The 13,664-nt window shown below is 63.4% G+C and carries 12 protein-coding genes; 9 read left to right on the top strand and 3 right to left on the bottom strand.

Going from position 1 to position 13,664, the window contains the following annotated elements:
- Positions 1 to 121 precede the first annotated feature (121 nt).
- On the top strand, positions 122 to 622 hold the full coding sequence (locus M5B99_RS09280; protein ID WP_248803745.1) for a phosphate-starvation-inducible protein PsiE: 501 nt from the start codon (positions 122 to 124) through the stop codon (positions 620 to 622).
- 64 nt (positions 623 to 686) lie between these two features.
- Here M5B99_RS09280 and M5B99_RS09275 read toward each other — a convergent pair whose 3' ends face one another.
- The gene (locus M5B99_RS09275; protein ID WP_248803744.1) at positions 687 to 1,028 is read right to left on the bottom strand and encodes a hypothetical protein; all 342 of its coding nucleotides are present in this window, start codon (positions 1,026 to 1,028) and stop codon (positions 687 to 689) included.
- Between the two features lie 265 nt (positions 1,029 to 1,293).
- Here M5B99_RS09275 and M5B99_RS09270 point away from each other — a divergent pair, with 265 nt between their 5' ends.
- Positions 1,294 to 2,832: a DUF1800 domain-containing protein gene (locus tag M5B99_RS09270; RefSeq protein ID WP_248803743.1), complete on the top strand. Its 1,539-nt coding sequence runs from the start codon at positions 1,294 to 1,296 to the stop codon at positions 2,830 to 2,832.
- Between the two features lie 28 nt (positions 2,833 to 2,860).
- Positions 2,861 to 4,060 (top strand): DUF1501 domain-containing protein, encoded by a 1,200-nt coding sequence (locus tag M5B99_RS09265; protein ID WP_248803742.1) that lies wholly within the window; start codon positions 2,861 to 2,863, stop codon positions 4,058 to 4,060.
- Between the two features lie 7 nt (positions 4,061 to 4,067).
- Here the strand turns inward: M5B99_RS09265 and M5B99_RS09260 are convergent, their stop codons facing one another.
- Together M5B99_RS09260 and M5B99_RS09255 are read right to left on the bottom strand one after the other, a co-directional pair.
- Positions 4,068 to 4,433: a DUF3509 domain-containing protein gene (locus M5B99_RS09260; protein ID WP_248803741.1), complete on the bottom strand. Its 366-nt coding sequence runs from the start codon at positions 4,431 to 4,433 to the stop codon at positions 4,068 to 4,070.
- A 186-nt stretch (positions 4,434 to 4,619) separates the two neighbouring features.
- Complete coding sequence (locus tag M5B99_RS09255; protein WP_248803740.1) at positions 4,620 to 6,008, bottom strand: PLP-dependent aminotransferase family protein; 1,389 nt, start codon at positions 6,006 to 6,008, stop codon at positions 4,620 to 4,622.
- A gap of 154 nt (positions 6,009 to 6,162) precedes the next feature.
- Here M5B99_RS09255 and M5B99_RS09250 point away from each other — a divergent pair, with 154 nt between their 5' ends.
- The 6 genes from M5B99_RS09250 to M5B99_RS09225 all read left to right on the top strand — a co-directional run bounded on the left by M5B99_RS09250 (position 6,163) and on the right by M5B99_RS09225 (position 13,544).
- On the top strand, positions 6,163 to 7,362 hold the full coding sequence (locus tag M5B99_RS09250) for a benzoate/H(+) symporter BenE family transporter (protein ID WP_248803739.1): 1,200 nt from the start codon (positions 6,163 to 6,165) through the stop codon (positions 7,360 to 7,362).
- A gap of 299 nt (positions 7,363 to 7,661) precedes the next feature.
- Entirely contained in the window at positions 7,662 to 8,075 is a 414-nt protein-coding gene (locus M5B99_RS09245) for an HPF/RaiA family ribosome-associated protein (RefSeq protein ID WP_248803738.1), read from the top strand.
- Between the two features lie 271 nt (positions 8,076 to 8,346).
- Entirely contained in the window at positions 8,347 to 8,937 is a 591-nt protein-coding gene (locus M5B99_RS09240) for an RNA polymerase sigma factor (RefSeq protein WP_248803760.1), read from the top strand.
- Positions 8,937 to 9,926, top strand: coding sequence for a FecR family protein (locus M5B99_RS09235; RefSeq protein WP_248803759.1), 990 nt, complete (start codon positions 8,937 to 8,939; stop codon positions 9,924 to 9,926). Before M5B99_RS09240 ends, M5B99_RS09235 begins: the two co-directional genes overlap by 1 nt.
- A gap of 115 nt (positions 9,927 to 10,041) precedes the next feature.
- A complete protein-coding gene (locus tag M5B99_RS09230; protein WP_248803737.1) occupies positions 10,042 to 12,492 on the top strand; it encodes a TonB-dependent siderophore receptor in 2,451 nt (816 codons plus the stop codon).
- The gene (locus M5B99_RS09225) at positions 12,492 to 13,544 is read left to right on the top strand and encodes a hypothetical protein (RefSeq protein ID WP_248803736.1); all 1,053 of its coding nucleotides are present in this window, start codon (positions 12,492 to 12,494) and stop codon (positions 13,542 to 13,544) included. Before M5B99_RS09230 ends, M5B99_RS09225 begins: the two co-directional genes overlap by 1 nt.
- The last annotated feature ends 120 nt before the right edge of the window (positions 13,545 to 13,664 follow it).

Raw genomic sequence — 13,664 nt, 5'->3', positions numbered from 1 at the left:
GGGTCTGCCGAGACACATTGCCTGCATTTTATTGCTGTCTCTGGCCTTTTTTCTGCATGCAGGGACAATAGTCATCTTCTACCCGCATCCTCCGATAAAGCCGAACCAAGGAACCTGCACCGTGAAAATCAATTGGGCCGAGAACCTGCGACAAAACGTGCATCAGGTGGCCGAGTCCCTGGGCAACCTGTTCGTCGAGTCGTTTCATTACCTGGCGCTGTTCGCCATTGGCGGAGTCACGGCCTGGGCGGCGGTGATGGAGTTTTTGATGATGATCGAAGAGGGTCATCTGAAGATCGACGACATCCTGCTGTTGTTCATCTACCTCGAGTTGGGGGCGATGGTGGGGATCTACTTCAAGACCAACCACATGCCGGTGCGCTTCCTGATCTACGTGGCGATCACCGCGCTGACCCGGCTGCTGATCTCCAATGTGTCGCACCATAATCCGCCGGACATGGGCGTGGTTTACCTGTCCGGGGCGATCCTGCTGCTGGCGCTGGCGATCCTGGTGGTGCGCTATGCCTCATCGCAGTTCCCGTCGGTGAAGATCGAGCATCCGCAGCGCAAGACCGGCGAGGGCTCCAGCGAGCATCCGGAAGTGGAGAAGGGTGATCTTTGAAAGACGCCGTCAGGCGATCACGCCTGTAAGCACGAGTGTGCTCGCGCTTACAGGCGGTCGCTGATCAGTTGACCCAGACCCCGGCGCGCAGATGCCAGCCATCGTTATGCCGCTCCCAGTGCGGGTGTACATAGCGATAACCCTGGCGCACCGGTTCCCAATGACCGTGCATCGCCACATAGCGCCGTCCGTCCCAATGCCAGTATCCCCGCGCCCAGACGAAGCCGGGGCGATAGGCGGGCTCCACTTCGATGACTTCCTGCGGTGGCGGTTGCGGCGCCACCACTTCCACGTATTGCGGCGCCGGCCGTTCGACCACCACCTGGCGGTCGTGAACCACGCGCTCCTGTACGCAACCGGAAGCCGCCATGACTACCGCTGCAAGTGCTGCGTAACGTAAAAACATGTTGCCTCCTCGGAGTGGTCCGCCCACGGCACATGCCTGGCGAACGGATCGTTGCGGTGTTTTATCACCGGCTACGCTTGTTGTAACAGTATGTATCTGTCCGGTTCCTGAACCCGACACCGTCTTTTTCGGCGCAAGAGCCGCTTGTCACAAGCCTCAGGCAGGATAGAACTGAATGCGCATTTGTCAGCATTGGTACAGCCAGTTCGACAGACACTGGGGATGAAAGGATTGCTGTCGCTCTCACCTTTGGAAGCCTCTTGATATGCCAGTACCGGGTGCTGTTCTACGTTGTCTGGGGTTGTCGGTGTTCCTGGTGGCGGGCCTTCCCGGCGTTGCCGTGGCGGCGCCTGTCGCGCCGTTGAGTCCCGCCGATTCGGCCTGGCTGCGGCGCGACGGTTACGATCTGGATGCGGCGAACGTCGCGCGCTTTCGCGCCATGGGCCGTAACGGCTTGCTGGAGGCGCAACTGGCCGACCGTATTCGTGATCCGTTGCCGCCGGGCATCGACGCGCAATTGCGGGCATTCCCGATCCTCGCGCAACCGTTGCAGGCCACCTTGCTCGCCTTCAAACAGGGCCAGGAGCAACTGCAGTCGATGCCGGACGGCGACGCCAAGGTCGAAGCGAGAAAATCCCAGCAGCAACAGCTCAATGACGCCGCCGACCAGGCCCGGCAAATCACCCTGTTGCGAGCCGTCTATGGCGGCAACCAGCTCAAGGAGCAGATGGTCGGCTTCTGGCTCAATCACTTCAGCGTGTTTGCCGGCAAGGGCGCGGTACGCCTTATGGCGGCGGACTACGAAGAGCAGGTGATCCGCCCACATGCCCTGGGCAAGTTCAAGGACCTGCTGCTGGCAACCCTCAAGAGCCCGGCCATGCTGGAGTTTCTCGACAATGCCCAGAACGCCAGGGGCAAGGTCAACGAAAACTACGCCCGTGAGCTGATGGAACTGCACACCCTGGGGGTCGGCTCCGGCTACACCCAGCAGGATGTCCAGCAGTTGGCGCTGATCCTCACCGGCGCCGGGGTGAGGCCGCTGGATGGTCGGGTGCAGAAGTTCGGACCGCGGGTGGCGCCGTTGGTGGTGAATGACGGGATGTTCCAGTTCAACCCCAATCGCCACGACTTCTCCGACAAGGTGCTGCTGGGCGAACGGATCCAGGGCAGCGGCTTCGATGAGATCACCCGGGCGCTCAACCTGATCACCCGGCAGAAAGCCTGTGCGCAGTTTATCTCGCGCAAACTGGCGCAATACTTTGTCGCCGACCAGCCGCCTCAAGCCCTGGTGGACCGTATGAGCGTGACCTTCCAGCGCAGCGATGGCGATATCGCCCAGGTGCTGCGCACACTCTTCGAGTCGCCGGAACTGCTGCAAAGTGCCGGGAAAAAATTCAAGGACCCGACCCAGTTCGTGGTCTCGGCGGTACGCCTGGCCTACGACGGCAAGCCCATCGCCAATCCGCGGCCGATGCTCAACTGGCTCAATCAACTGGGTGAACCGGTATTCGGCCGGCAGACCCCGGACGGCTGGCCGCTGGACGCCGCCGGTTGGGCCAGCTCCGGGCAGATGTCGAAGCGTTTCGAAATCGCCCGCTCCATCGGCTCGGGCTACAACAAGCTGTTTACCCCCGAAGGCAGTGACAAGGCCCAGGGCGGTTTTCCCATGATCACCACGCCGTTGTATTACGAGGCCATTGGTCCACATCTGTCGGCCGCCACCACCGCCGCGCTGAATCAGGCCACCTCGCCCCAGGAATGGAACACCTTCCTGTTGTCTTCACCGGACTTCAACAACCGTTAACGCCGTGCTCTTCAAGGAAGGTGCAGTGATGAATCGTCGAGACTTTCTGGTCGCTTCAGCGGTCGCCGCCGCGACTCTGCCGACCTTGTCGTTCTCCGGCAAGCTGTTTGCCGCTCCCGCGTCGGCACCGCGCTTTCTGATGGTGTTCCTGCGTGGCGGCTATGACTGCAACAACCTGCTGGTGCCCTATGCCAGCGATTTCTACTACGCCTCGCGGCCGAGCCTGGCGATTGCCCGGCCCGATCCGCACAACCCCAACAGCGCCATCGCCCTCGACGGCCATTGGGGCCTCAACCCGCTGTTGCGCGATTCGCTCTACCCGCTCTGGCAACGCAAGCAGCTCGCCTTCGTGCCCTTTGCCGGTACCGACGACCTGTCGCGCAGCCACTTCGAAACCCAGGACAATATCGAGGCCGGCCTGGCCGGCGAGCAGCACGGCCACTATGGTTCGGGCTTTCTCGCCCGTCTGGCCGGCGCCGTGCCCGGCAGCGCGCCGATTGCCTTTACCGATGCCTTGCCGCTGAGTTTCCAGGGCGGCCGGGATATTCCCAACCTGTCGTTGCGCGGGGTTTCGAAACCGGTGTTCGACGAGCGCCAGTCCGCGATCCTCGCCTCGATGTACAAGGGCACGACGCTGGCCGCGCCGGTGACCGACGGTCTGCAACTGCGCCAGCAAGTGTCGAAGGACCTGCAGGACGAAATGACCAGGGCCGGCCGTGGTGCGCAGACGGCGCAGAACTTCGCCGCAGAAACCCGGCGCATCGCCACCCTGATGCGCGATCAGTATCGGCTTGGTTTCGTCGATGTTGGTGGCTGGGACACCCACGTCAACCAGGGCGGCGCCCAGGGACCGCTCTCCAACAACCTGGCGAACCTGGGCCAGGGCCTGGCGGCCTTTGCCGAGGCCATGGGCGATCAGTGGAAAGACACCACCGTGGTGGTGGTCTCGGAATTTGGCCGCACCTTCCGCGAGAACGGCAATCGTGGCACCGATCATGGCCATGGCACGGTCTACTGGGTGCTGGGCGGCGGCGTGCACGGTGGGCGTATCGCCGGCGAGCAAGTGGCAGTGGCGCCGGGCAGCCTGTTGCAGAACCGCGATTATCCGGTGCTGAACAACTACCGCGATCTGCTGGGCGGCCTGTTGGGCCGCACCTGGGGGTTGTCCACTGCGCAACTTCAGAGCGTTTTTCCCGGCGCGCGCCCCAATGGGTTGCAGTTGCTGTAGCGGCTGCTTAACGAAGCGGCAGGGTCAGCACCCGGCCGGTCGGTGTGGCCGGACGCCCGACATGATGGCCGGCACCGCTCCAGACCGGTGCGGGGAGGGTCGCCAGCTTGAGGCTGTCGCTGTCGGTCATGGCCGTGAGAATATCCAGCGCACTGTGCCCCTGCTCGATGGCGATACCGAACTGCACGCTCTGGATCAGGCGTTTCAGGCGCCGCGGATCATTGCGCTGTTCGGCGCTGATCATCCGCTTGGCCACTATCCCGCTGGCATTGGACAGGGTCAGCATGATGTCGCCGTCGAGTCCCTGAAGGCTGAGGTTGACCCGGTATTCGGGTTGGAAAGCCTCGTTGATCAACTGAAAGGGGTTATCCATGTGTGTCACCACTCTGATCGGAACCTGCATTCATTGACTGCTCGCGGGCCGGATTGGTTCGTCGCTTCCGGACCGGCGGCAGGTCAGGCGCCCTGACCTCATGTCGGGGCACAACTGCATCGATACTGCATGGGTGCCGTATTGACGAATCTACCGGTGCAAGGCTTGTGCCGAGTAAACGACCGTTCAGTAGAAACGGCGCGGGTCGGCGTCGATCAGGCTGGCCAGCTTGGTCAGGGCAAAGCGCAGTTCGTCGCGGCTGGTGGGTGACATCAGCACGATCCGCACGCTGCGGGTATGCCCCAGGCGTTCGGCCTGGAACTGCGTGCCGCTGAGCACCAGCACGCCGTTGGCCCGCGCCAGCAAGGTGAACTCATCGCCGCTCCAGGGCTCGGGCAAGGTCAGCCATAGATGATAACTGTGGGGCTGGGTGGTGATCTGCAAGCCGCGAAAGACTTCCGCAGCGATGGCCTGGCGCGCGGCCGCTTCGGCGCGCTGGACCGTTACCAGTCGGGTATCCAGGCCTTCGCTGAGCATCATGCTCGCCAGTTGCGCGGTCAGCGGCGAGGGCATCCAGATGCTGCTGCGCACCATTGAGGTCAGGCGCGACAGCAGTTTCGGCGGGCTGTACAGGTAACCGATGCGCAGCGCCGGCATCACCGATTTCGACAGGCTGGTGAGGTACACCGAGCGCTCCGGGGCGTAGCTGGACAATGGCTTGATCGACGGGTCATTGGCGAGGAAACCGTAGATATCGTCGTCGATAATGACGAAATCGAATTCTTCGGCAATCGCCGCGATCTGTGCTCGGCGCGCGGCTGACATGATTGCCGTGGTCGGGTTCTGGCAGGTGGCGACACAGATCAGGAGTGCCGGTTTTTCCCGCCGGCAACGCTCGCGCAGGGCCTCGGGAATGATCCCTTCCTCGTCCATTTCCACGCCGCCGAGGCGCCGCTCCAGGCCATGGGCCAGGGAAATGATGCCCGGGTAGCAAAGGGCTTCGCAGAGCACCAGGTCACCGCTGTTGCTCAGGGCACTCATGGCGACCATCAGCCCATGTTGCGCGCCGGCGGTGATCACCACCTGGTGCCATTGCGCATCGGGCAGCGACTGGCGCAACCACTGCGCGCCGGCTTCCCGGTGGGCCGGGTGACCGCCGTCGGGGGCGTAGTCCAGGGCGCGGGCGAAATCCGCGTCGTTGGCCATGTTCACCAGGGCATCGCGCAACTCGTGTTCGAGCGGCTCGCCGTGGGGCTTGATGATCGACAGGTCGAGCAGGTCGCTCGGCCCCGGTGCCAGCAGCACCGGGGGCTGTTGTCGGGTCGGCGTCGGCGCGCCCTGTTCCAGCACATAGGTGCCGCGACCGACTTCGCCTTGCACCAGCTTGCGCCGCTGGGCCTCGCTGTAGGCGCGGCTGATGGTACCAGGCGTGACGTCCAGCGCCTGGGCCAGTTCACGCAGGGTCGGCAGGCGGCTGCCGGCTTTCAGCATACCGCTGGCGATATCCCGCGCCAGCGCGTCGGCGATGGAGAGGTACACCGGTTGGTTGAAGTCGCTGAGCCGAGGAACCCACATGCTTGATGGCTACCGATCCTGAAAAGTGCCGGCAAGCTTATCACAGGGTCTGCAAGCCAAATTGATTCTATTGAATCGAATCAATTTTTGCGGTTATATGCACATAAATCGATTCAATCGAATCAAAGCCTCCCACGCTCAGGTATCGACGCTCATGAGTAGCCTCAGAAAGGATTTTTCGTTGTCCGCGGTGATCGCCGGCTTTATCGCCGTGGTCATTTCCTACGCCGGCCCGTTGATCATCGTGTTCCAGGCGGCGTCCCAGGCGCATCTGTCCAGCGAGCAGGTGGCGTCGTGGATCTGGGCGATTTCCATCGGCAGCGGCGTCACCGGCCTGCTGTTGAGCTGGCGCCTGCGGATCCCGGTGATTACCGCCTGGTCGACGCCTGGCGCGGCGCTGCTGGTGTCGCTGCTGCCGACGGTGTCGTTCGCCGAGGCCATCGGGGCCTATGTGGTAGCGTCGCTGATCATCCTGGCGGTGGGGCTGTCGGGAGCCTTCGACAAGTTGATGAGCCGCCTGCCCAAGGCGATTGCCGCGGCGATGCTGGCGGGGATCCTGTTTCGCTTCGGCGCCGAGCTGTTCACCTCGATCCGCCTGCAACCGGCGCTGGTGTTGTCGATGATCGCCGTCTACCTGGTGTGCAAGCGCTGCTCGCCGCGCTACGCGATTCTGTCGGTGTTGATCGTCGGTTGTGGCTTCGCCGCGCTGATGGGCGAGTTGAATCAGGGGGCGATCACCGTGGCGGTGGCGCATCCGATCTTCACCGCGCCCGAGTGGAGCTGGCACGCGATCGTCAATATCGGCCTGCCGCTGGCCCTGGTGACCCTGACCGGCCAGCACGTGCCGGGCATGGCGGTGCTGCGCACGGCCGGTTATCCCCAGCCGGCCCGACCGATGATCTCGCTGACCGCCGTGGGCGCGGTGTTGCTGGCGCCGTTCGGCGCCCATGGTCTCAATCTGGCGGCGATCACGGCGGCGATCTGCACCGGTCGCGAGGCTCACGAAAACCGCGACAAGCGCTATATCGCCGGCATCGCCTGCGGGGTTTTCTACATTCTGATGGGCACCTTCGGCGCGACCCTGGCCTCGGTGTTCGGCGCCTTGCCCAAGGAACTGATCGCGTCCCTGGCCGGGCTGGCGCTGTTCGGCGCGATCAGTGCCGGGCTCACGGGAGCCATGGCCGAGGAGAAACAGCGGGAGGCGGCGTTGATCACCTTCCTGGTGACCGCTTCGGGCATGAGCTACCTGGGGCTGGCGGCGGCGTTCTGGGGATTGATCTTCGGCCTGGTGGCACATTTCGTGTTGAGCTACACCCGCGAGCGCAAGGTGTTGCCGGGGTTGCGCCAGGCCTGATGGGGGCGAGCGCCGGGCAAGGATGTCTGGCGCAGCAAGACTTTTGCGCCGACTTTGCGGGGGGACTTTTCCAGGGAGATTGTTGCAGGAGATGACAGGAAAGCGATGCGACCCAACTCCCGACATTAACAGCGCTTTACGGGCTTGTCCGGCTATTTCGTCGGATAATTATTTATCTTTTCAAAGGGCTTGAATTGTTTTTCCAACTGCCCAACTCTGTCATCAAGAGGTCATGTTCAGCACGCCTTCAGACGCTGCCGACGAGTCTCTTACTAGCTAGCTGAAATAAGGGAATAACTATGCAAATCCAAGTCAATAGTGATAACCATATTCAAAGCAGCATTCGACTGGAGGAATGGGTCCGGACGAGCGTCGAGAACGCGCTCGAACGTTATGAAGAAGACCTGACACGGGTCGAAGTTCACCTGGCGGACGAGAACGGCGACAAGCCCGGTCCCCACGATATGCGCTGTCAGATGGAAGCGCGGCCAAAAGGCCATCAACCGATTTCGGTCACCCATAAAGCCGATACGCTGGAACAGGCGATCGATGGCGCGGCCACCAAACTGGAACATGCACTGGAGCATCTGTTCGGCAAACTGCAAGCCAAACGCGCGACCGCCACTGTGGGCGAGCGCCGCGACCTGGGAGACGCGCTGCTGGAAGAGGAGTTCGAAGAGAAAGAACGTGTGCGACTGGCCGCTAATGGCTGATCCTCGACGCTGACCACGACGGGCCTGCATCTGCAGGCCCGTTTTCGTTTGGGCCCCCGTTCAACGATCAGTCCGGAACCCGCCTGATCCACCCTGGTGTTTCACCCTGGTTAGCCGTTCGGATGACCAGTCCCGGATGTCCTCGTATCTCCGCAGATCGTCGGATGTCTTTGCGTATGAGAATTTTTATCATTAATATTGGCATCCTTTCCGCTGGCTCGCTGCTGCTCGGCGGCTGACTGTTGCTGGGAGTGTCGTGATGAACCTGGCCATGCGCCCCCCCGAGAACCCGGATACCGAGGGGACCGAGTTGCACGCCGGTCGCGCGGATTTCCTGCAAGTGTTCCTGTCCCAGCGTTCGCAGATGGAGGCGCTGGTCAGTCGCCGGGTCGGTTGTCGCGCGACGGCGGCGGACCTGGTCCAGGACCTGTTCCTGCGTTTCTGGCGCCGGCCGCTGGTGCAGGTGGAGGAACTGAGCACCTACCTGTTGCGTTGCGCCGGCAACATAGCCATCGACCACTTGCGCAGCGAGGGTGCGCGCGTGCGAGTCAACGAAGGCTGGCTGCCCGAGCAGCAGGATAACCAGTGCCTCGAGCCCGAGGCGGCCCTGGCGGCCGGTAACGACCTGCGGCATGTCGAGGCGGCCCTGCGCAGCCTGCCGGAGCGCACCCGGCAGATTTTCCTGCTCAACCGGATCCACGGCCGCAAGTACGCTGAGATCGCCAAGGCCGTGGGCCTCTCGCAAAGTGCCGTGGAAAAACACATGATGCGGGCCCTCGAAGCTTGCAAGGCCAGTCTGCGAGAGCCCTGCGCAACACATAGAGAACCGTCGACCACACGTCTGCCAGGGAAAGCATCGTGATCCATTCTTCCGGCGTCGCCGTGACGCCCGCCCAGGAACAGGTCGCCCTGGCCTGGCTCAGCCTGTTGCACGATCAGCCGAGCCGGGGCGATCAGGCGCGTTTCAGCCTCTGGCTGCAAGCCGACCCGGCCCATGTCGAGGCCTATACCCAGGCCCAGGTGCTCTGGGAACTGAGCGAAGTGCCGGCGAGCACCCTGGCCAGGGAGGAGGCTGCGGCCTTGCAAGCGTTGCTCGCGGCCATGGACCGACCCAAGCCGGCGCTGCGCTGGCGCTGGTCGGCGGGCCTGGCCATGGCCGCCTGCCTGCTGCTGATGATGATGTCCATGGGCCTGGGTTTCGAGCCTCGACGTTGGCTTGACGACCTCGGCGCCGACTATGTCTCGGTGCCGGGACAGGTGCGCACGCTGACCCTGGCCGACCGTTCCGAAGTCACCCTGGATACCGACAGCGCGATCTCCGTGGATTTCAGCGCGGGCCAACGGCATGTCCGGTTGCGTCGCGGCGCGGCGTTTTTCCAGGTGAGTCATACCGGTGAGCCCTTTGTGGTGGATGCCCAGGGCGGCGAGGCGCGGGTGCTCGGCACGCAGTTCGAGGTGCGTTTGCAACCGGGTGGTGCGCGGGTGACGGTGTTGTCCGGGCGGGTCGGGGTGCGGGCGAGCGCGCGGGCGCCACAACAGATTCTCGGCACCAACCAGCAACTGGCCTATGCCGACGGTGCGGCGCAGCCGCTGCATCCGGTGGACAGCGCCCAACTGTTGGCCTGGCGCCAGGGCTGGCTGAACTATTCGAAAGCCACCCTGGCCGAGGTGGTCGAGGACCTGGGTCGCTACTACCCGGGACGAATCCTGGTGTTCAACGACAGCCTGGCGGCACGACGGATCAGCGGCAGCTTTGCGAACAAGGATCCGCGGGCGGTGCTCGATTCGCTGCAAGGCGTTCTGGGGTTCGAACAGCACAACCTGTTGGGCCGGGTCATCGTATTGCGTTGATCCCGGCAAAATATTTTCAAAATAAAAGTGAGGTAACCCGGCAGCCCATCCGTGTAGTGCTTGAAAGTGCGATTCATTCGCATTAATGGGTTCTCTACGTACGGGTCAGGCACATATGAAGTCCAGGGCAAAAGCAGTGACAGGCAGTTCGCTCAAGCGGTGGTTCGGCGCATCGGCGCTGGCGGTCTCGGGGCTGGCGTTGCTGCCCCTGGGCGTGGCCCTGGCGGCCGAGTCCGCGGCGCAGCACAGCGCGCAGTTCAACTTCGCCATCGCCGCCAAGCCGCTGCCCCGGGCCCTGAGCGACTTCAGCCGGGTCACCGGCCTGAGCGTGGTCTACACCGATGAGGCCGCCTATGACCAACAAGCCCCGGCGCTCAACGGGCAGATGAGCGCCGAGCAGGCGATGCAGCGGCTGCTGAGCAATTCCGGCCTCACCTTCCGCCGCACCGACGACCACACCCTGGCTCTCGAACCCGTGCCGACCCAGGGCGCCCTGAACCTCGGCGCCACCACCATCAACGGCAACCCGCAGGCCTCCGCCACCAGCTACCAGCCGCCACAGGTCACCTCGGTGTCCCGTTCCAGCGCCTCGCTGCAGGAAATCCCGCAGAGCATCAATGTGGTCTCGTCCCAGGTCCTGCGTGACCAGACCCCGCGCAACCTTGATGATGCGCTGAACAACATCAGCGGCATCACCCAGGCCAACACCCTCGGCGGCACCCAGGACGCGGTGATGATTCGCGGCTTCGGCGACAACCGCAATGGTTCGATCATGCAGGACGGCATGCCGCTGGTGCAGGGCCGTGCGCTGAACGCCAGCACCGAGCGGGTCGAAGTGCTCAAGGGCCCGGCCTCCTTGCTCTACGGTATCCAGGACCCGGGCGGCGTGGTCAACCTGGTCAGCAAGAAACCGCAGCTGGAGCAGTACAACGCCGTGACCCTGCGCGGCTCGACCTACGGCTCCGGCAAGAATGGCAGCGGCGCCAGCCTCGACAGCACCGGTGCCCTCGGTGATTCCGGGTTGGCCTACCGCATGGTCCTGGATCGTGAAGACGAAGATTACTGGCGCAACTTCGGTGCCCATCGCGAGACCCTGATCGCTCCCTCCCTGGCCTGGTTCGGCGAGACCACCAAGCTGCTGCTGTCCTATGAGCACCGCGAGTTCCTGACTCCGTTCGACCGTGGCACGGCCATCGATCCGCGGACCAACCATCCGTTGGCGATTCCCAAGGATCGCCGGCTGGATGAGCCGTTCAACAATATGGAAGGACGTTCGGACCTGGTCCATTTCGAAGCCGACCACGATCTGAACGACAACTGGAAGGCCCACTTCGGCTATAGCTGGAACCGCGAAACCTACGATGCCAGCCAGGTCCGGGTGGTCTCGGTCAACCCGGCCAACGGCACCCTAGTGCGCAGCATGGATGGCACCCAGGGCGCGCTGACCACTGATCGCTTCACCACCGCCAGCCTCGACGGCAAGGTCGATGTGGCCGGCATGCAGCATGACCTGGTGTTCGGTGTCGACGACGAGTACCGCAAGATCTACCGCTCCAACCTGATCCGCCAGAGTCCGTTGACCACCTTCAACTACCTGGACCCGGTCTATGGCCGCGAAGTCCCGGGCTCCACCGTCAGCGCCAAGGACAGCGACCAGACCGACCTGCTGCGCAGCGACTCGTTGTTTGCCCAGGACTCGATCCACCTCAACGACCAGTGGATCCTGGTGGCCGGCGGCCGCTTCCAGATGTACGACCAATACGCGGGCAAGGGCCGGCCGTTCCAGGTCAACACCAACGGCAACGGCGAGAAGTTCGTGCCACGCGCCGGCCTGGTATATCGCTACAGCGACGAGCTGTCGTTCTATGGCAGCTACACCGAATCCTTCAAGCCCAACTCCACCATCGCCCCATTGGCGCTGACCAGCACTACCCGCCTGGTGCTCGACGGCTCGCTTGAACCGGAACAGTCCAAGGCCTGGGAAATCGGCACCAAGCTGGATATTCCCGGGCGCATCACCGCTACGGCGGCGATCTTCGATATCCATAAGCGCAATGTGCTGGTGTCCATCGCCGACGGCCTGACTACCCAGTACAGTATTGCCGGCCAGGTCCGCTCGCGCGGCCTGGAACTGGATGCCAGCGGTCAACTGAGCGAGCGCTGGAGCCTGATCGGCAGTTACGCCTACACCGATGCCCAGGTCACCCAGGACGCCAACTACCAGGGCAACCGCCTGCAGAACGTGGCGAAGAACGCCGGTTCCCTGTCGGCGGTCTACGACTTCGGTTCGATCATGGGCGGTGGCGACAAGCTGCGTGCCGGTGCCGGGGCGCGCTATGTCGGTCATCGCAGCGGCGATGCGGCCAACACCTTCGATCTGCCGGGCTACACCGTGGCCGATGCCTTCGCCACCTACGATACCCGGGTCGAGGGACAGAAGGTCAAGTTCCAGCTCAACGTGAAGAACCTGTTCAACAAGGTCTACTACACCTCGGCGGTCAGCCAGCTCTTCGTGTCCATGGGCGATGCGCGGCAGGTGTCGGTTTCCAGCACCCTGGAGTTCTGATGAAAAGACTCAGTGCGGTTTTGTTGGTCCTGACCCTGGGCGCGGCCGGCCTGGCGGCGGCAGCCGATGACGGGCGCCTGTACCAGCGTGAGCATCAGGTCCGCTTGCCCGGCTCCGGCGACAGTTGGGGCTTCGCCGCCCTCGACCCGACCCGGCCCTACCTGTTTCTGGCCCGGCGGGAAAACGGCCTGAGCGTGTTCGACGTGGCGAAACAACGCCTGGTGAAAACCACCGAGCATTCGCAGGGTGCCAATGCCGTGGTGTTCGTGCCCGAACGCAATCGCCTGTTCGTGCTCAACACCGATGGCAGCCTCGGTGTGGTCGAGCTGTCGAGCCTCAAGTGGCTCAAACGTATTGCGGTGGCCCAGAGCAATCTCAACAGCGCGGTGTACGAGCCGCGCAGCGGCCAGGTGATTGTCGTCAGCGGCCGGCGGGCGGATCGTTCGACGCTGTTTGTCTTCGATCCGAAACAGGAAAAGATCACCGCCGCCCACGAACTGGACGTGAAGAAAATCGACCCGCTGCTGGTCAAGGGCGATGGCAGTTTCTTCCTGCCGATGCGTGACGAGGGCAAGGTGGCGCGGTTTTCCGCCAGCACTTTCGAAGTGCTCGATCGCTGGACCTTCGAGGGCTGCCCGAAACCCAGCGCCCTGGCCCTGGACCAGCCGGGACAGCGGCTGTTCGTCGCCTGTCGCGGCAAGCAGCCACGGCTGATCGTCGCCGACCTGGAGAGCGGCGCGGTCAAGGCCAGCCTGCCGATCACCCGGGACGTCAATGCGCTGGCCTGGGATGCCGGGCAACATCGGTTGATCATCCCCAGCGGCTTGGACGCCAACCTGACGCTGGTCGAACAGACGGATGTCGATCACTACCGTGTACTGGGCAGCGTCAGCACCTTGCCGATGGCCTACAACATGGCGTTCGACCCGCTGAGCCGCAAGGTCTACCTGCCGGCCATGGACTTCACCCTGCCGGCGACCGCCAAGGGCGAAGCCAAGGCCGATCCGCTGTTTCACGCCAACAGCTTTTCCGTCACCACCCTGGCGCCCTGAGCTACACAGCCTGTCCCTGGAAACCTGTCGCTTGCACATGGATTCCGGGGCCGGGCTTGCCGCATAATTCCCTTCCCCGTTGACTCGATAAGTACCTTGTTCTTACGTGCCTCCTGAGTG

Source organism: Pseudomonas sp. MWU13-2100, assembly GCF_023242365.1.
Lineage (GTDB): Bacteria > Pseudomonadota > Gammaproteobacteria > Pseudomonadales > Pseudomonadaceae > Aquipseudomonas.
The sequence above is the reverse complement of the archived record's forward strand: the minus strand, read 5'-3'. Positions and strand labels throughout refer to the sequence as shown.